Here is an 18,336-nt window from a genome sequence, read left to right on the forward strand (position 1 = left end):
TACTGCACTCGACAGGGTGTGGGAGAGTAGGACACTGCCGGAACATCTTTGCGAAAGGCCCTCCAACTTCGGTTGGAGGGCCTTTTTGCGTTCCCCGGGTCGTCGCCTACAGTGCTTGGGTGCGCCTCGTCATTGCTCGTTGCCAGGTCGACTATGTCGGTCGACTGACCGCCCACCTTCCGATGGCTCGTCGGCTGTTGCTGATCAAGGCCGACGGGTCGGTGCTCGTGCACTCCGACGGCGGCTCGTACAAGCCGCTGAACTGGATGAGTCCGCCGTGCTGGCTGGTGGAGCAGGAAGTGCCGGACGCGATGCCCGCCGCCTTGCCCGACGGCGTACGGCCGTTGCGGGAGGGACAGACTCCGGAGCCGGTGACGGCTAAGGCGCTGTGGGTCGTGACCAACAAGGCCGGCGAGGAATTGCGGATCACCATCGAGGAGATCGAGCACGATTCCTCGCACGAGCTCGGAGTCGACCCCGGCCTGGTGAAGGACGGCGTCGAAGCGCATCTGCAGGAGCTGCTCGCCGAACACGTGACGAAGCTCGGGGAGGGGTACACCCTGGTGCGGCGCGAGTACATGACCGCGATCGGCCCGGTGGATCTGCTGTGCCGCGATGCCGACGGCGCCACCGTGGCGGTGGAGATCAAGCGGCGTGGTGACATCGACGGTGTCGAGCAGCTCACCCGGTATCTCGAACTGCTCAACCTCGACCCGCTGCTGGCCCCGGTGGCCGGGGTGTTCGCGGCACAGCAGATCAAGCCGCAGGCGAAGACGCTGGCCGAGTACCGTGGAATCCGGTGCCTCACGCTCGATTACGACGAGCTACGCGGCACGGAGAGCAACGTTTTCCGCTTGTTCTAGGAGGAGTGTCATGCCGCGACGTAGACCGCGCAGCGGGCGTTCTGCGGCGCCTAGGCCGATCGGCGACGTGTACGGCCGCACCGAGGACGGTCCGGGCGACGAAACCTATATCGTGCGAACGGTTCCCGGCGCGCGTGCGGTGAAGCCCTATCGGTGCCCCGGCTGCGACCACGAGATCGCGATCGGTGTCGCCCACATCGTGGCCTGGGCCGTCGAGGGTGGCGAGGAGGACCGCAGGCACTGGCACCAGGGTTGCTGGAACGGCAGGCGCACTCGCGGCATCACCCGCCGCTGGTCGTGACCTGAGGGACAGAAAACCGAAGGCCGCCTCGATGATTCGAGGCGGCCTTCGGTTTTCCGGGTGAATGTCGTGACGAGTCCGACAGCTGGTTAGTTGACGTCGGCGCTCTCGCGGTCCTCATCGACGATGTCCTCGTCGGCGACCTCGGGGATGGCCTTGTTCTGACGCGAGCTCGACACCGACTTGTTGCCGTTGTTGCTGATCGACTTGCGCTCCGGCGTGCCGTCGAGCAGTTCGCTCTCGCGGTTGACCGCGGCGAGCATGGCGGGCACGGAATCGAGCTGACCGCGGATACCGAGCAGCTGGGCGAGCACCCGGCCGCGCAGCACGCGCATCTCCTCGGCCAGTTCCTTCGCGTGCGCGATCTTGCGCTCGGAGGTCTGGGTGGCGGAGCTGATCAGGCGGTTCGACTCGTCGGTCGCGTCCTTGATCCGCTGGGCGGCTTCGGCGCGACTGGTGGCCTCGAGCTCCTCCATGGCCCGAGTCAGCTTGGTACGCCGATCGTTCATGGTGGCTTCGAAGTCCTGCTGGGTGGCCTTGCGCTTGGCTTCGGCCTCCTTGCCCAGACGTTCGACATCGGCTTGGGCGGCTTCGATGATCTTGGCCGACTCGGTGCGCGCGTTCGCGAGGGTCTGCTCGAACTCGATCTCGAGCGCCTCGCGCTTCTCCTTGGTCTCCGCGAGCAGCGACTCGTACTTGCCACGCATCTCGGTGGCCTGCTGCTCGGCGATCGACACCATCTCGGCGGCTTCGGCCTGCGCCAGCGCGCGGACCTCGGACGCTTCGTCCGAGGCCAGGCGCAGCATGCGCGAGATGCGGTCGGACATGCCTTCGGCGGTGGTCGGCGGCACGGAAAGCCGGTCGACCTCCTTGCGGAGCTCGTCGATCTCGTCACGTGCATCTTCCAGCTGGCTGGCGAGATTGCGGGCCTGCGCTGCGGCAGCGTCCCGGTCGGTGGCGGTGACGCGGAGCTCAGCGTCGAAGCGGTCGAAGTAGTTGCGCACCTCGTCTTGCGCATAACCCTTGCGCACAACGGTGAAGGGCAGTGCAACGAAGCGATTGCGATCGGACTCAGGTGACGACATGGCACACAAAATACAGCCTCGAGCGAGCGTATGGAGACTCGACCGTGATTGTGATCTCGCCGAGATTTACCGACAGTACCGGCGTACTAGTGCGTAACATCCGGGTTCGGCTCCACGAGCTCGACCAGCACACCGCCAGCATCCTTCGGATGGATGAAATTGATGCGGGAATCGGCGGTCCCGTGGCGAGGGGCTTCGTACAGCAAACGCACTCCGCGCCCGCGCAGGAAACCCGAAACCGCGTCGATATCGGTGACCCGGTAGGCCAGCTGCTGCAGTCCGGGGCCGCTGCGGTCGATGAACTTGGCGATGGTCGACTCCGGGGTGAGCGGGGCCAGCAACTGCAGGGCGGTGGCGCGGTCGGCGGCGGCGGGGCACGACAGCATGGCTTCGACGACGCCCTGGGCCTCGTTCACCTCGCGGTGGGTCTCGACCATGCCGAGGTTGTCGGTGTACCAGGCCACCGCGGTGTCCAGGTCGGGCACGGCGATGCCCACGTGGTCGACGGCGATGACGTAGTCGGCGGGGATGAAGTTCTCATTGGTCACCCCACGAAGCTAGCGCGGACCTGCGTGCCGGGCGCGGGCCGATACCGGTTACCGTGGAGTCCAACTCCTGTACGCGTGCGGTGCTGCTGTGTGCGTCCGCGAGGATCGACTCAATGAATGCGAGGCTTTCGTGACCACTTCTGTCATCGTGTCCGGTGCGCGTACCCCGGTCGGTCGGCTGCTGGGCGGTCTGAAGGGCTTCAAGGCCTCGGATCTGGCCGGTGTCGCGATCAAGGCCGCGCTCGAGAAGGGCGGCGTCGCGCCCGAGCAGGTCGACTACGTGATCCTCGGCCAGGTGCTGCAGGCGGGCGCGGGGCAGCTGCCCGCGCGCCAGGCCGCCATCGCCGGGGGCATCCCGATGGATGTGCCGTCGATCCTGATCAACAAGGTCTGTCTGTCGGGCATCAACGCGATCGCGCTGGCCGATCAGTTGATCCGCGCGGGTGAGCACGAGATCGTGGTGGCCGGCGGCATGGAGTCGATGAGCCAGACCCCGCACCTGCTGCCCAAGAGCCGTGAGGGCTTCAAGTACGGCGACACCACCCTCGTCGACCACATGGCCTACGACGGCCTGCACGACGTGATCACCGACCAGGCCATGGGCCTGCTCACCGACGATCGCAACGACCTGGACAAGGTGAGCCGCGAGGATCAGGACGCGCTGGCCGCGGCCTCGCACCAGCGCGCCGCCGCCGCGTGGAAGAACGGGCTGTTCGAAGACGAGGTCGTGCCGGTCGCCGTGCCGCAGCGCAAGGGTGACCCGGTCTACGTCACCGAGGACGAGGGCATTCGCGCCGACACCACCGTCGAGTCGCTGGGCAAGCTGCGTCCGGCCTTCCGCAAGGACGGCACCGTCACCGCGGGCACCGCCTCGCAGATCTCCGACGGCGCGGCCGCGGTGATCGTGATGAGCAAGACCAAAGCCGAAGAGCTGGGCCTGGAGTGGATCGCCGAGATCGGCGCCGCGGGCCAGGTCGCCGGGCCGGATTCGACCCTGCAGGACCAGCCGGCCAACGCGATCCTCGCCGCGTGCGCGAAGGAGGGCATCACGCCCGCCGATCTGGACCTGATCGAGATCAACGAGGCGTTCGCGGCCGTCGGGGTGTCCTCGACTCGCAAGTTGGGCTACGACCCGGAGAAGGTGAACGTCAACGGTGGCGCCATCGCCATCGGGCACCCGCTCGGCATGTCGGGCGCGCGCATCCTGCTGCACCTGGCGCTGGAGCTGAAGCGTCGCGGTGGTGGCGTCGGTGCCGCCGCGCTGTGTGGCGGTGGCGGCCAGGGCGACGCGCTGATCATCCGCGTTCCCGCCTGATCCTGTTCGACCACGAAAGCCCTGGTATTCCTCGTGAGTACCAGGGCTTTCGCTGTGACCGGTCCAACTACGTGGTGTCGTAGATCATGCGGCACAATGGTGGGCATGGGTTTCTTCGATTTGCGGTCAACGGCCAGCCGGTTCCGGTTCTTCGCGGTGCTCGAGGCGCTGTCCTGGATCGGTCTGCTGACCGGTATGGCGTTCAAGTACCTGCCCGCCGAGGGCAACGAGATCGGCGTGAAGATCTTCGGCCCGGTCCACGGTGGGATCTTCGTGTTGTTCGTGCTGTCCGCGCTGCTGGCCTCGCGTGAGCTGAACTGGAACTGGAAGACCACGGTGCTGGCGCTGGCGTCGAGCATTCCGCCGCTGTTCACCGTGATCTTCGAGGTCTGGGCGGTGCGCACCGGTCAGCTGGGCGAGCTGAGCGCCGACGCGAGCAAGGGCTCCGCGGCTGCCGCCCCGACGGCTTCGTGACAAACTGGAAACCGTGACTCGACCCGCTGCCCGCCGTCCTTCGCCCGCCGCTGCCGCCGCCATGTCCGGCGCGGTGGATCTGTCCGCGCTGAAGCAGCCGCCCGCCGCGCCCGGCGGTGCCGCTGCTGCTGCTCCGGCCTCGGGGAACCACACGGTCACCGAGGCGGATTTCGAAGCCAAGGTGATCCGGCGCTCCACGCAGGTGCCCGTGGTGGTCGTGCTGTTCTCGCAGCGCAGCGCGGGCAGCGTCGAGCTGGTTCGCACGCTCGAACGGTTCAACGCCGAAGACCGCGGCGCCTGGGATCTGGCCGCGATCGAGGCCGAAGCCAATATGAACATCGTGCAGGCGCTGCGTGTGCAGGGCATTCCGACGGTGATCGCGGTGGCGGGTGGGCAGCCGCTGGCCGACTTCGAAGGCGCCCAGCCGGACCCGCAGGTCCGCCAGTGGCTCGATGCGGTGATGGACGCGACCGCGGGCAAGCTCGAGGGCGACCCCGACGCGACCCCCGCCGAACCCGAGGTCGAGGATCCGCGCTTCGTCGACGCCGAGGACAAGCTGTCCGAAGGTGACTTCGCCGGCGCCGAGGCGGCCTACGAGGCGATCATCGCCGAGGAACCCGGCAACGAGGAAGCCAAGGCGGCCCTGCGCCAGCTGCGCTTCCTGACCAGGGCCCAGCAGCTCGATCCGGCGGTGGTGGCCACCGCCGACGCCGACCCGTCGAACCTGGACGCCGCCCTCGACGCCGCCGACGTCGAAATGTTCGAACAGCGCCCCGAGGCGGCCTTCGAACGGATCATCGCGGTCGTCAAGCGCACCGCGGGCGACGACCGAACCAAGGCGCGCACCCGCCTGCTCGAGCTGTTCGAGCTGTTCGACCCCGCCGAGCCCTTCGTGATCGCGGCCCGCCGCAAGCTCGCCGCCGCCCTGTACTGACACCCACAGCCCAGCCACGTTCGGGTCACCTTCGACCGACCGCCGTGCTCAGATCGCTGCGAAGCCGCCCCGGCCGAACACCGCCGGGGCGGCTTCGCTGCGAGTGAGCGGTGCTACGGTCGAAATATGGCGTCCAAGAACGATATCCAGCATCGGATCGTCACCGCGTTGCAGCGGCGACTGAATCCGATACTGGGCAGACTGCCCGGTCAGCAGTTGCTCGAGACGGTCGGGCGGGTGAGTGGGCAGCCGCGGGTCACCCCGATCGGTGGTCGGCGCGTCGGCGACGAGTTCTGGCTGGTCTCCGAGTTCGGGGATCGCTCGCAGTATGTGCGCAACATCAAAGCCGACAACAAGGTCAGGGTGCGTCTGGGCGGACGCTGGTACCCGGGGACCGCCGTGCTGCTGCCCGGGGACGACGCGCGGGCCAGACTGCGGCAGTTGCCGCGCTACAACAGCACCGCGGTGCGGGCGTTCGGTACCGACCTGCTGACGATTCGGGTCGACCTGGATCGTTAGACCGTCCAGGACAGCCAGAGGGCGCTGTGAGGCGCCATGGTGACGGTGGCCGAGGCGGGGTGACCGTGGCTGGGGGTGTCGACGGCGGTGACGATGCCGAGATTGCCGATGCCGGAACCCGCGTATTCGTGGGCGTCGGTGTTGAGGATCTCGTGCCAGGGGCCGGGGTGGGGCAGGCCGATGCGGTAGTTCTCGCGGAGGGAACCGGAGAAGTTGAACACGGCCGCCACCGCGCTGCCGTCGGTGCCCCAGCGGAGGAAGGCGAAGACGTTGGCGGTGCTGTCGTCGGCTTCGATCCAGGAGTGGCCGCCGGGGGTGGTGTCCTGGGTCCACAGCGCGGGGTGGGCGGTATAGGTGCGATTGAGATCGGCGACCATTGTTGAAATGCCCTGGTGGAGTGGGTTGTCCAGTTCCTGCCAGTCCAGGCCGCGATCGTTGTCCCATTCGCGGAACTGGCCGAATTCCTGACCCATGAACAGCAGTTGCTTGCCGGGGTGGGCCCACATGTAGGCGAGCAGGGCGCGCACGCCGCTCGCCTTGGCGAAGTCGTCGCCGGGCATGCGGGTCCACAGGGTGCCTTTGCCGTGCACGACCTCGTCGTGGCTGATCGGCAGGACGTAGTTCTCACTCCATGCGTAGACCAGCGAGAACGTCATCTCGTTGTGGTGCCAGGAGCGGTGGATCGGGTCGCGACCCAGGTAGCCGAGGGTGTCGTGCATCCAGCCCATGTTCCACTTCATGGTGAAACCGAGGCCGCCGACGTCGGTGCCGCGGGTGACGCCGGGCCAGGTGGTCGACTCCTCGGCGATGGTGACCACGCCGGGATGCGCGCCGTGCACGGTGTCGTTGAGTTCCTGCAGGAAGTCGACCGCTTCCAGATTCTCCCGGCCGCCATAGATGTTGGGCTCCCAGCCGCCGTCGGGGCGGGAGTAGTCCAGGTACAGCATCGAGGCGACGGCGTCGACGCGCAGGCCGTCGATGTGGAATTCGGAGATCCAGAAAGCCGCGTTGGCGACCAGGAAGTTGCGGACCTCGTTGCGCCCGAAGTCGAAAACGTAGGTGCCCCAGTCGAGTTGCTCACCGCGGCGCGGGTCGGGGTGTTCGTAGAGTGGGGTGCCGTCGAAACGGGCAAGTGCCCATTCGTCGCGGGGGAAGTGCGCGGGGACCCAGTCGAGCAGGACCCCGATGCCCGCGTTGTGGAGGTGGTCGACGAAGTAGCGGAAGTCGTCGGGACTGCCGAAACGTGAGGTCGGGGCGTAGTACGAGGTGACCTGGTACCCCCACGAGCCGCCGAAGGGGTGCTCGGCGACGGGCAGCAGCTCCACGTGGGTGAATCCGGTCGCGCGGACGTAATCGGCCAGCTGGTGGGCCAATTCGCGGTAGTCGAGGCCGGGTCGCCAGGAACCGAGGTGGATTTCGTAGGCGCTCATGGGGGAGCGGACCGCGTCGGTTTTCGCGCGTCGGTGGAGCCAGGCGCTGTCGGTCCACACGTGGTCGGTGCCGGCCACCACCGAGGCGGTCGCGGGGGGAACCTCGGTCGAAAAGGCAAGGGGGTCCGCGTGATCCACGACGCGGCCGTCGGCGCCGTGGATCCGGTACTTGTACCGCGTGCCCGGCCCGACGCCGGGCACGAACACCTCCCACACACCGGAATTGCCCAGCGCGCGCATCGGGGCCGAGGTGCCGCTCCAGTGGTCGAAATCGCCGAAGACGGTGACGCCGCGGGCATTCGGGGCCCACACCGCGAAAGAGGTGCCGTCGACGTCGCCGTCGAGGGTGGTGTAGTGGCGCGGGTGGGCGCCGAGAACCTCCCAGAGGCGGGTGTGCCTGCCTTCGCCGATAAGGTGCAGGTCGAGTTCGCCGACGGTGGGCAGGAAGCGGTAGCCGTCGGCGGAGATCACGGTCTGGCCGCCGGGGTACTCGGCGCGGATGCGGTAGTCGTCGATCTGCGGATACGGCAGGATCGCGTCGAAGATGCCGTGGCCCAACGATTTCAGCCGATGTTCGGACTCCCCGACGAGCACCGTCACAGTGTCGGCGTGGGGGCGAAGGACACGGACCGCGGTGCCGTCGGCGTGGGCGTGCGCGCCGAGGACGGTGTGCGGGTCGGGATGGGTGCCCGCGGCCAGCAGCAGGAGATCGCGGCGCTTCATCACAGTGTCTCGCGGTAGGCCAGCGGTGCGCGGGCCGCGGCCGGGACTGCGGGCAGTGACAGGATGTGCGCGACCGCGCGCGTGGGGTCGAGACGTACGAAATTCTGCTGGCCCCAGTGGTATTCCTCGCCGCTCACCTCATCGAAGACCACCGGGTGGTCGTGCCATTCGCGGCCGATGGCGGGGAGATCGAGTGAAATGTGGCCCTGCTCGGCGGCATAGGGGTTGAGGTTCACGATGACCAGCACCGCGTCGCCGGTGGCCGGGTCGACCTTGGAGTAGGCGATCAGCGCGTCGTTGTCGACGTGATGGAAGTGGATGCAGCGCAACTGCTGCAGCGCCGGGTGATTGCGGCGGATCTCGTTCAGGCGGGTGAGCCACGGTTCCAGCGATTCACCGCGTTCGAGGGCGCCGGCGAAATCGCGGGGACGCAGTTCGTACTTCTCCGAATCGAGGTACTCCTCGCTGCCCTCGCGGACCGCCTCGTGTTCGAACAGCTCGAAACCGGAGTACACGCCCCAGGTGGGGGAGAGGGTGGCGGCGAGGGCGGCGCGGACGGCGAACATGCCGGGGCCGCCGTACTGCAGGCTCTCGTGCAGGATGTCGGGGGTGTTCACGAACAGGTTGGGCCTGGCCTCGTCGGCCTTGGCGGCGATCTCGTAGCCGAACTCGGTGAGTTCCCACTTGTGCACGCGCCAGGTGAAATAGGTGTACGACTGGCTGAAGCCACGGCGGGCCAGGCCGTAGAGGCGGGCGGGGCGGGTGAACGCTTCGGACAGGAAGATCACGTCGGGGTCGGTGCGGCGCAGCTCGGTGATCAGCCACTCCCAGAAATCGGCGGGCTTGGTGTGCGGGTTGTCCACGCGGAAGATGGTGACGCCCAGCGAGATCCAGTGCCGGACCACCCGCAGGATCTCGGCGTAGAGACCGTCGGGATCGTTGTCGAAGTTGACCGGGTAGATGTCCTGGTACTTCTTCGGTGGGTTCTCGGCATAGGCGATGGTGCCGTCGGGCAGGGTGGTGAACCACTCCGGGTGGGCGGCGACCCACGGATGGTCGGGGGCGCATTGCAGGGCCAGGTCGATGGCGACGTCCAGACCGAGAGCGGTTGCCTCGGAGACGAATTCGGTGAAGTCGTGCTCGGTGCCCAGCAGCGGGTGCACGGCATCGTGTCCGCCGTCCGCCGAGCCGATGGCCCAGGGGGAGCCCACGTCGCCGGGTTCGGTGGTGAGAGTGTTGTTGCGGCCCTTGCGATTCACCTCGCCGACCGGATGGATCGGCGGGAGGTAGACGACATCGAACCCCATGCCGGCGATGCGGGGGAGTTCGCGGGCCGCCGTGGCGAAGGTGCCGTGGATCGGGGCGCCGTCGGCGTCGCGGCCGCCGGTGGAGCGCGGGAAGAACTCGTACCAGGAGCCGACCAGGGCGCGGCGGCGTTCGACCAGGACCGAGAACTGGGTGCCGCGGGTGACCATCTCGCGCAGCGGGGTGGCGCGCAGGATCTCGGCGACCTCCTCGGAGAACGCGGGCGCGACCCGGGCCGGGAGTTGTTCGTCACCGCGCAGGGCGGTGGCGGCGGCGCGCAGGCGTTCGAACTGCTTCTTCGGGACGGCTTGGGCGGCGCGTTCGAACAGGACGGCGCCGATCTCGAGGTCGTTGGCGAGGTCGGCGGCGGACTGGCCGACCGACAACTTCGCCTCGACCGCGCTTCGCCAGGTGGCGAGGGGGTCGCTCCAGCCTTCGATGCGGTAGGTCCACACGCCGGGGAGGTGGGGGGTGAAGAGGGCGTTGAACACGTCGGGCTGGTAGTCGGGTGTCATCCGGATGCGGGTGATCCGGGAGGAGCCGGGGGCGCGGACCGCCAGGGTGGCGGCTACCGCGTCGTGACCCTCGCGCCAGACGACGGCGCGGACAGGGAACACCTCGCCGACTGCGGCTTTGGCCGGGCGGCCGCCGGGAATGGACGGGGCGATGTCATCGATGGCAATCCGGCCGGTCACTCGGCTAACTTACTGCACTTTCGCTGGGTGGGGAGCGTCGGCGGCCGGGGGAGGACGCGGTGTTCAGCGGGTGTCCGCGGCCAGGCCGAGGCCGAGGGCCACCAGGATGGCGGCGAGGGTTCGTTCCATCCGTTGGCGGATCGCCGCGCGGCGCAGCCAGGCGCCCGCTCGGTCGGTGGCCAGCACCACGCCTACGCACCAGGCGCCGTCGACGACGACCTGGATGGTGGCGAGGATGAGGAGGGTGGGGATGACGGGGCCTTCGTCCGGGAGGAACTGGGGCAGGATCGTCATGCCGAAGACGGCGGCCTTCGGGTTGGCGGCGATCGAGATCAGTGAGGCGCGGAAGGCGGCGGCGGGCGTGTTGCCGCCGGGCAGTTTCGCGGTGAGCGCGGCGCCGAACTCGTCGTGGTGGCCGCGGGCGTGGCGCCACGACTGCACGCCGAGCCAGATCAGCACCGCGGCGCCGACGACGTGCATGGTGGTGTTGAGCCAGCGGTTGGCCGCCAGCAGGATCGACAGCCCGGTGCCGCCCGCGAGCGTCCAGCCGAGAATGCCGATCTCGTTGCCCACTACCGCGGCCAGACCGGCGGAGCGCCCGTCGCGTACCGATCGCTGCAGGAACAGCGCCGTCGCGGGTCCGGGAAGCGCGGCCAAGATGATGGCGGCGACCAGGAATTCGGGCAGGACATCGACCCAGTGCGGCATCGGTGCATGGTGACACGGAGTGCCGGGGTATGGCGAACGGATTTCGTGGGGTCAGGCGATGCGCAGGCCCGCGAGGAGGCGATCGAGGGCGGCGATGGTGTCGGTGAGCGCGCCGGGGGCGGTGGTGGTGGCCAGCCACAGCGCGGCTTCGTTCATCGCGCCGGAGAGCAGTTGGGTCAGCGGGGCGATCGGTTGCGGAGCAAGGACACCGGCGTCGACGAGGGTTCGCAGGGCTTCGTCGAGGTGGCGAGCCGAGTTGGCTTCGTCCATGGCCCGCCATTCGTGCCAGCCGAGGACGGCGGGGCCGTCGATCAGCAGGATGCGCTGGACACGGGGGTCGGCGCAGGCTCGCAGGAACGCGCCGCAGCCGGTGGTGAGCTGCGTCCAGGGGTCGGACTCGGTGTCCGCGGCGGCGGCCACCTGCGCGCCCACCTCCTCCTGTACCTGCGTGAGGACCGCACGGAACAGGTCGGCCTTGCTGTCGAAGTGGTGGTACAGCGCGCCCTTGGTGACCCCGGCGGACGTCACGATCTCCGATAGCCCTACTGCGGCATAGCCTTTCGCGGCGAACAGCGCCCTGGTCTCGTGCAGCAGGATGCGCCGCGTCTCCTCGCGTTGCCGCGTCCGTGCCGTCGAGCTCATCGAGTGCCCTCCCATTGACCTACCGATGGTATGTGAACTATCGTACGATACATACCGACGGTATGTGAAAGGTGATCCCATGAAACTCAGCAGCTACTACCCCGTTCTCGCCACCACCCGAATCGCGCAATCGCGCGACTTCTACACGGCCTGGTTCGGCTTCGAGATCGTCTTCGAGGCGGACTGGTACGTCAGCCTGCGGCGGCCGGGTGGCGACGACGAGCCGACCTACGAACTGGCTTTGCTCGACCCCACCCACCCCACGATCCCGGCAGGCTTCGGAAAACCCGTACAGGGTGTTGTGCTGAACTTCGAGGTCGACGATGTCGACGCCGAGTGGGACCGACTCGTGAAAACCGGCGGCCTGCGCGCCGAGCTCGACCTGCGCACCGAAGACTTCGGTCAGCGCCACTTCATCGTCGCCGACCCCGCCGGCGTCCTGATCGACGTGATCACCGAGGTCCCGCCGAGCCCCGAGTTCGCTGCCCGATTCACCTAGACCCCCAGTGCGGGCGCGATCGTTTATTCTTCCGGGGTGAAGGCACTTCGTCGGTTCACTGTCCGTGCCCATTTGCCGGAGCGGCTCGCCGCGCTGGGTGAGTTGTCGACCAACCTGCGGTGGTCGTGGCACGGCCCGACGCAGGATCTGTTCGCCGAGCTCGACCCCGAGTTGTGGCGAACCGTCGGTCAGGACCCGGTACGGATGCTGGGTGAGGTCCCTGCCGAACGGCTCGACGAGCTCGCCGCCGACCCGGCCTACCTCGCGCGCGTCGACGCGGCCGCCGCGGGTCTGCGGGACTACCTGACACGGCCGCGCTGGTTCCAGGAGCAGACCGGCACCGACATCGCCGGGATCGCCTATTTCTCGATGGAGTTCGGTGTCACCGAGGTGCTGCCGAACTACTCCGGCGGCCTCGGCATCCTCGCCGGTGATCATCTCAAGGCCGCCTCGGATCTCGGGCTGCCGCTGATCGGCGTCGGGCTGCTGTACCGCTCGGGGTATTTCCGGCAATCGCTGTCGGCCGACGGCTGGCAGATGGAGCACTACCCGGCGCTCGATCCGCAGGGCCTGCCGCTGCGCCTGCTCACCAGCGACGGTTCGCCGGTGCTCATCCACGTCGGCATGTCCGAGGGGCGGGTACTGCGGGCACGGGTGTGGATCGCGCAGGTGGGGCGGATTCCGTTGCTGCTGCTCGATTCCGATATCGCCGAGAACGACCCCGAACTGCGGGCCGTCACCGACCGGCTCTACGGCGGCGACCAGGATCACCGCATCAAGCAGGAGATCCTGGCGGGTATCGGCGGCGTGCGCGCGGTGCGCGCCTACACCCGCGCCAACGGCCTGCCCGATCCCGATGTCTTCCATATGAACGAGGGCCACGCGGGTTTCCTCGGCGTCGAGCGCATGCGTGAATTCATCGCGGGTGGACTGGATTTCGAGACCGCGCTCGCCGCGGTGCGGGCGGGAACCGTTTTCACCACGCACACCCCGGTGCCCGCGGGCATCGACCGTTTCCCGATGCCGTTGGTGCGCAGGTACTTCGGCGGCTCGCACGGCGAATCCGAATCCGCGCTGCTGCCGGGGCTTTCCGTGGACCGGATCCTCGCGTTCGGGCGCGAGGGCGACCCCTCGGTGTTCAACATGGCGCACATGGGTCTGCGCATGGCCCAGCGCGCCAACGGGGTATCGAAACTGCACGGCGAGGTGAGCCGGGAGATGTTCGCGGCGCTGTGGCCCGGATTCGACGCGGCCGAGGTGCCGATCGGCTCGGTCACCAACGGCGTGCACGCCCCGACCTGGGCCGCGCGCGAATGGATCGACAAGGCGCGCGAACTCGTCGGGCCCGAACTGGTCGAGGAGGCGCGGGGCTGGGAGAAGCTCAGCGACGTCGACCTCGGTCAGCTGTGGTCGACGCGAAACACGTTGCGCGGCGTCCTGATCGACGAAGTGCGGCGCAGGCTGCGCGATTCCTGGCGACAGCGCGGCGCCGCCGACGCCGAACTCGGCTGGATCGACGACGTCTTCGATCCGAACGTGCTCACCATCGGTTTCGCCCGCCGCGTCCCCACCTACAAGCGGCTCACCCTCATGCTGCGCGACCCCGAACGCCTGCGCGCGTTGCTGCTCGACCCCGAACGGCCGGTGCAGCTGGTGGTGGCGGGCAAGAGCCACCCCGCCGACGACGGTGGCAAGGCCCTGATCCAGCAGGTGGTGCGGTTCGCCGACGATCCCGAGGTGCGTCATCGCATCGTCTTCCTGCCCGACTACGACATGTCGATGGCCCGCTACCTGTACTGGGGTTGCGATGTGTGGCTGAACAATCCGCTGCGCCCGCTCGAGGCGTGCGGTACCTCGGGGATGAAGTCCGCGCTCAACGGCGGCCTCAACCTGTCCATCCGCGACGGCTGGTGGGACGAGATGTTCGACGGCGAGAACGGCTGGGCCATCCCCACCGCCGACGGTGTCCGCGACGAATCGCGCCGCGACGATCTCGAGGCCTCGGCGCTCTACGAACTCGTCGAACGCACTGTGGCGCCGCGCTTCTACGACCGCGGCGCCGGCGATGTGCCGGTCCGCTGGACCGAGATGGTGCGCCACACCCTGCAGACCACCAGCCCGAAGGTCCTGGCCTCGCGGATGGTGCGCGACTACGCCGAGCAGTACTACGGACCGGCGGCCGCCGCGTTCGGCCGGGCCGCCGCCGACAAGTTCGCGGGCGCCGCGGCGGTCGCCGAGTACCGCAGGCGCGTCGACGCCGCGTGGCCGTCGGTCCGGATCGCGCAGGTCGACAGCTCGGGCCTGCCCGACACCCCGGTGATCGGCGCGGAACTGTCACTGCACGCGCGCGTCGACCTCGGCGGGCTCGCGCCGTCGGATGTGGTGATGCAGGCGATACTCGGCCGGGTCTCGCCGACCGACGACCTCTCCGACACGACCACGATCGAGATGCGCCACATCGGCGCCGACGAGGGCAGCGAGCTGTATTCGATCCAGGCTCCGGTCCCGCTGTCGGGTGCTGTCGGGTACACGGTCCGTGTGCTTCCCCACAACGCGCTGCTCGCGTCCGACGCCGAACTGGGCTTGGTGGCCGTCGCGGGCGCGTAACCGTACACGGTGACACAGGCGCCGGGTTATTCGATTCAGTGAACTTTCCGCTACCGTTCCTGGGTCGATCATTGAGGAGAGTCATGGCCAGCGACGTCCTAACCCGTGCCCGAGGGCGCATCGACGGATACTTCGGTATCTCGTCGAGTGGGTCCACCTTCAAGCGCGAGGCGATGGCGGGCACGATCACGTTCCTGGCGATGTCGTATGTGCTGGCGGTGAACCCGTCGATCCTCGGTGACGAAGGCGCCCTCGGCGACAAGGGCATTCCGATGCAGGCGGTCTTCACGGCCACCGCCGTCGCCGCCGTCTTCGGCACACTGGTCATGGGCCTCTGGGCGAAGTACCCGATCGCGCTCGCTCCGGGCATGGGTCTCAACGCGTTCTTCGCGTACACCGTGGTGCTCAGCATGGGTATCCCGTGGCAGGTAGCGCTCTCGGGCACCTTGCTCTCGGGCATCATCTTCTTCGTTCTGGCGGTCACGAAGGTCCGGGAACGGATCCTCAACGCGATCCCGCTGCAGATGAAGTTCGCGGTCGGCGCGGGTATCGGCTTGTTCGTGGCGTTCCTCGGTCTGAAGAACGCGGGCATCGTCGTCAACAGTGACGCGACACTGGTGACCCTCGGCGATTTCACCAAGGGCACCACCCTGCTCGCCCTGTTCGGCCTGATCGTGACCGTGGTCTTCCTGGTGATCGGCTGGCACGGCGCGGTGCTGTACGGCATCGTCGCGACCACGGTCCTCGGCATGGTGACCGGTCTGGTCGGCGTGCCGGACGGTATCGCCGAGATGCCGAAGGGCCTGGATCAGACCTTCGGTCAGGCGATCATCCACCTGCCCGACGCGTTCACCGGCCAGATGATCGTGGTCGTGCTCACCATGCTGTTCGTCGATTTCTTCGATGCGTCGGGCACCCTGATCGGCGTTGCCAACCAGGCCGGTCTGCTGAACAAGGACGGCACCCTGCCGCGCGCGGCGAGCGCGATGGCCGCGGACTCGGTGGGTACCACCGCGGGCGCGATCATCGGTACCTCCACCACCACCGCGTATGTCGAATCGACGGCGGGTGTGTCGGCGGGTGGCCGAACGGGGCTCACGGCGGTGACCACCGCGGGCTGGTTCCTGATCGCGATGTTCTGCTATCCGATCTTCTCGGTGGTCGCCGGATCGGCCGAGATCACCTCGGCCGCGCTGATCGTGGTCGGCATCCTGATGGCGCGTTCGCTCGGCGACATCGACTGGCAGAACCTCGAGTACTCGGTGCCCGCGTTCATCACCGTCATCATGATGCCGTTGACGTACTCGATCGCGAACGGTCTGGCGATGGGCATGATCTTCTACCCGATCGTGATGGTCGCCAAGGGTCGCATCAAGGATGTGCACCCGGCCATGTGGGCGCTGATGGTGCTGTTTCTCGCGTACTTCTTCTTCTTGGTCGAGTAGACGTTCCGGCCATAGGTGTGTCTATACTCAGGCTAGCCTAGGCTTGCCTAACTAGAGGAGATCCACCCATGAAGCGTTCGCTCGTTGCCGCGTCGATGGCGTTTGCCACCATCTTCGCGCCGGTTACCGCCGCTGTTGTCGCCACCGCCCCCGCCGCGATCGCCGCACCGGCCACGCCCTCGGTCGGCGAGCTGTACGGCAAGTTGCAGGCGGCCATGAACGGTTCGTCGGCCGAGCTCGAGTCGGGCAACGGCGGCAGCCTCGCGGTCGTGCGCGACACCGTCAACCGGATCCCCGGCTACAGCTGGGATGTCTCCGGCCCGGTCACCGTGGACGGCGACACTCTGTCGGCCACTCTGAACAGCCGCCTCGGCGATTACGCCTTCCCGATCCCCGTGACCTGGAAGAACATCGGCGGCATGTGGAAGCTGTCGCAGGAGTCCGAGGAGACCCTGGTCGGCTACGCCACTATGGCGTGGTGATCTGAGGAATTGCGAGCAGGGCCGCCCCGATGGGGCGGCCCTTTTCGATCGATTGTGACCGGCATCACAGAATTGCCCGGAACGGCGTGAAATAGTGGCACCGGACCCAGGGTTGTGATCGAGGAAGGCAATCGGACCGCGGTCCGGTTGCGGGGATGTTTCCGATTCGCAGACGAGGACACGATGACCGACACCGCTACCCGCCTGACTCCTACCGCCACCACCGACGAAACCACCGCCGCAGGCATCGGCCTGCTGGTGCTGCGCGTCGGCTTCGGTGGACTGATGGCCGCCTACGGAACCCAGAAGTTGTTCGGCTGGTTCAACGGACCAGGCTGGCGTGCCAATGCCGACGGCTTCACCGCCATGGGCTACAACCCCGGCGAACTCTTCGGCACGCTGGCCGGGCTCGCCGAACTGGTCGGTGGGCTGCTGCTGGTGCTCGGGCTGTTCACGCCGCTGGCCGCCGCCATCGTGCTCGGAACGATGATCAACGCCATCAACGTGCTGTGGAGCGGCGGGCTCTTCCCGGCGGATCCGTCGGTACCGGGGTTCACGACGCCGCTGCTGTTCGCGCTGGCCGCCGCGGCGCTGGCGTTCACCGGGCCGGGGCGTCTCTCGCTCGACGCCGGGCGGCCGTGGCAGCGCCAGGGTGTGGTGTGGGGCGGTGGGGCCGTGGCGCTCGCCGTCGTGGCCGCGGTGGTGACGTTGATCTTCAAGGCTGTGCTCTGATCCGACGCAGCAACGCTGATCGTCGAGAGGCGGCGCGGTGACCGGGGTTCGGTTGCCGCGCCGCCTCTTTCGCGTCGCCTCGAGCTGATTCGTCATCGCCCGTACGTCCGTGGTTCCACGGAGCACGCGCGGGGAGTCGGTGGCAGCGATTAACCTCGTGGCGGCGCCTGTACACAGCGGCGCCACGCATTGTCCGCGGATGGAAGAGGAGAGCTGCGATGAAGGCTTACGACCTGGGTTTCGGAGACTCGGCGGACAAACTGGCCGAGACGCCCGAGGGTGATCCGCTGGTGCTCGACGCGCCGGTGCGCTCCGGCTGGATCGGCAGTGAGGGACCGGCCATCGATCCGGCGACGTGGCCGCGCGGACCTGTCACCGGCCTGCCGATGATGCACGCGCTCACCCTGCGCCTGCCCACCGATTTCCAGCGTCGCGGACCCGGGTTCCCCGCCATCGCGCTCTTCCAGGGCGAGGGGCAGTTCGCCGGAACCGACGCGGTCGAGGCCGACGCCTCGTCGGACGATCCCCTTGCCCGCGATCTCGTGTCCACCCGCCTGCACCCGAAGTTGCAGATCATGCACGACGAGATCGGCGGCGCCTTCGCGCTGATCTGGCTCACCGACAAGGAATTTGCCGGCGGCCCCGTCGCCCCGCCCGCCGATGTTCGCAAGCCGGGTTCCCCGACCGCGAGCGATGAGGGCTGTAATGCGTGGGACGACGTGCACCCCACCGTCGGCGTCTGGCTCGCCGAGCGCATCGCCGACCCGAACGTGGGCGTTCCCCCGGTCGAATACGAGCCCAACACCAAGTACCAGGACCCGCTCACCGAGGATTCCGGCTGGACCACGTGGGCCGAGCCGCTCTTCGGCCGCTCCCACCTCGGCGGCACCGCCTTCCCCGTGCAGGCGCTGCCCGAGGGGTTGACCCCGTACTACCTGGAGATCGAGGAGATCTCCGGGATGAACTTCGGCGGCGGCAACGCCCAGCTCGATCTGGAGTCGGGCGTTTTCGATTGGTCCTGCGGGTAGT

General features: G+C 68.0%; 18 protein-coding genes. 12 read left to right on the plus strand and 6 right to left on the minus strand.

Translation table 11 applies throughout. The features are described from left to right. Positions 1-119: 119 nt before the first annotated feature. Positions 120-863 carry an endonuclease NucS gene (nucS, locus tag ACFQ9R_RS33545; RefSeq protein WP_378639483.1) on the plus strand — a complete coding sequence of 248 codons (744 nt, stop codon included), beginning with the start codon at positions 120-122 and terminating at the stop codon, positions 861-863. Positions 864-873: 10 nt separating this feature from the next. Next, positions 874-1,164 carry an ATP/GTP-binding protein gene (locus ACFQ9R_RS33550; protein ID WP_378996679.1) on the plus strand — a complete coding sequence of 97 codons (291 nt, stop codon included), beginning with the start codon at positions 874-876 and terminating at the stop codon, positions 1,162-1,164. A gap of 89 nt (positions 1,165-1,253) precedes the next feature. On the opposite strand, the gene ACFQ9R_RS33555 is transcribed toward ACFQ9R_RS33550, so the two are convergent. Together ACFQ9R_RS33555 and mce are read right to left on the minus strand one after the other, a co-directional pair. Next, complete coding sequence (locus tag ACFQ9R_RS33555; protein WP_084473310.1) at positions 1,254-2,249, minus strand: hypothetical protein; 996 nt, start codon at positions 2,247-2,249, stop codon at positions 1,254-1,256. An 86-nt stretch (positions 2,250-2,335) separates the two neighbouring features. Further along, complete coding sequence (mce, locus tag ACFQ9R_RS33560) at positions 2,336-2,797, minus strand: methylmalonyl-CoA epimerase (protein ID WP_378996681.1); 462 nt, start codon at positions 2,795-2,797, stop codon at positions 2,336-2,338. A 130-nt stretch (positions 2,798-2,927) separates the two neighbouring features. Between mce and ACFQ9R_RS33565 the strand changes: the two genes are divergently transcribed. The 4 genes from ACFQ9R_RS33565 (at position 2,928) to ACFQ9R_RS33580 (ending at position 6,039) form a co-directional block, all read left to right on the plus strand. Next, a complete protein-coding gene (locus tag ACFQ9R_RS33565; RefSeq protein ID WP_378996683.1) occupies positions 2,928-4,112 on the plus strand; it encodes an acetyl-CoA C-acetyltransferase in 1,185 nt (394 codons plus the stop codon). A 96-nt stretch (positions 4,113-4,208) separates the two neighbouring features. Next, positions 4,209-4,586, plus strand: coding sequence for a DUF3817 domain-containing protein (locus tag ACFQ9R_RS33570; protein WP_378996685.1), 378 nt, complete (start codon positions 4,209-4,211; stop codon positions 4,584-4,586). A 61-nt stretch (positions 4,587-4,647) separates the two neighbouring features. Beyond that, on the plus strand, positions 4,648-5,520 hold the full coding sequence (locus tag ACFQ9R_RS33575; RefSeq protein ID WP_378996734.1) for a tetratricopeptide repeat protein: 873 nt from the start codon (positions 4,648-4,650) through the stop codon (positions 5,518-5,520). Positions 5,521-5,646: 126 nt separating this feature from the next. Next, positions 5,647-6,039: a nitroreductase/quinone reductase family protein gene (locus tag ACFQ9R_RS33580; protein ID WP_378996688.1), complete on the plus strand. Its 393-nt coding sequence runs from the start codon at positions 5,647-5,649 to the stop codon at positions 6,037-6,039. On the opposite strand, the gene glgB is transcribed toward ACFQ9R_RS33580, so the two are convergent. The 4 genes from glgB to ACFQ9R_RS33600 form a co-directional block, all read right to left on the minus strand. Further along, positions 6,036-8,192 (minus strand): 1,4-alpha-glucan branching protein GlgB, encoded by a 2,157-nt coding sequence (gene glgB, locus ACFQ9R_RS33585; RefSeq protein ID WP_378996691.1) that lies wholly within the window; start codon positions 8,190-8,192, stop codon positions 6,036-6,038. The genes ACFQ9R_RS33580 and glgB overlap by 4 nt on opposite strands. Continuing rightward, complete coding sequence (locus tag ACFQ9R_RS33590; RefSeq protein WP_378996694.1) at positions 8,192-10,192, minus strand: maltotransferase domain-containing protein; 2,001 nt, start codon at positions 10,190-10,192, stop codon at positions 8,192-8,194. The genes glgB and ACFQ9R_RS33590 overlap by 1 nt, the downstream gene beginning before the upstream one ends. 63 nt (positions 10,193-10,255) lie before the next feature. After that, positions 10,256-10,900: a LysE family translocator gene (locus ACFQ9R_RS33595; protein WP_378996696.1), complete on the minus strand. Its 645-nt coding sequence runs from the start codon at positions 10,898-10,900 to the stop codon at positions 10,256-10,258. Positions 10,901-10,951: 51 nt separating this feature from the next. Further along, complete coding sequence (locus tag ACFQ9R_RS33600; RefSeq protein WP_378996698.1) at positions 10,952-11,542, minus strand: TetR/AcrR family transcriptional regulator; 591 nt, start codon at positions 11,540-11,542, stop codon at positions 10,952-10,954. Positions 11,543-11,621: 79 nt separating this feature from the next. Here ACFQ9R_RS33600 and ACFQ9R_RS33605 point away from each other — a divergent pair, with 79 nt between their 5' ends. The 6 genes from ACFQ9R_RS33605 (at position 11,622) to ACFQ9R_RS33630 (ending at position 18,335) form a co-directional block, all read left to right on the plus strand. Beyond that, the gene (locus ACFQ9R_RS33605) at positions 11,622-12,041 is read left to right on the plus strand and encodes a VOC family protein (protein ID WP_378996700.1); all 420 of its coding nucleotides are present in this window, start codon (positions 11,622-11,624) and stop codon (positions 12,039-12,041) included. Between the two features lie 36 nt (positions 12,042-12,077). After that, on the plus strand, positions 12,078-14,648 hold the full coding sequence (gene glgP, locus ACFQ9R_RS33610) for an alpha-glucan family phosphorylase (RefSeq protein WP_378996702.1): 2,571 nt from the start codon (positions 12,078-12,080) through the stop codon (positions 14,646-14,648). 83 nt (positions 14,649-14,731) lie between these two features. After that, positions 14,732-16,093 (plus strand): NCS2 family permease, encoded by a 1,362-nt coding sequence (locus ACFQ9R_RS33615; protein ID WP_378996704.1) that lies wholly within the window; start codon positions 14,732-14,734, stop codon positions 16,091-16,093. A 68-nt stretch (positions 16,094-16,161) separates the two neighbouring features. Next, complete coding sequence (locus ACFQ9R_RS33620) at positions 16,162-16,575, plus strand: hypothetical protein (RefSeq protein ID WP_378638878.1); 414 nt, start codon at positions 16,162-16,164, stop codon at positions 16,573-16,575. 183 nt (positions 16,576-16,758) lie between these two features. After that, positions 16,759-17,307, plus strand: coding sequence for a DoxX family protein (locus ACFQ9R_RS33625; protein WP_378996706.1), 549 nt, complete (start codon positions 16,759-16,761; stop codon positions 17,305-17,307). Between the two features lie 218 nt (positions 17,308-17,525). After that, positions 17,526-18,335: a hypothetical protein gene (locus tag ACFQ9R_RS33630; protein WP_378996708.1), complete on the plus strand. Its 810-nt coding sequence runs from the start codon at positions 17,526-17,528 to the stop codon at positions 18,333-18,335. Position 18,336 lies beyond the last annotated feature (1 nt).

Origin of the sequence: Nocardia sp. NPDC056541, from assembly GCF_042794235.1 — a bacterium.
Classification (GTDB): domain Bacteria; phylum Actinomycetota; class Actinomycetes; order Mycobacteriales; family Mycobacteriaceae; genus Nocardia.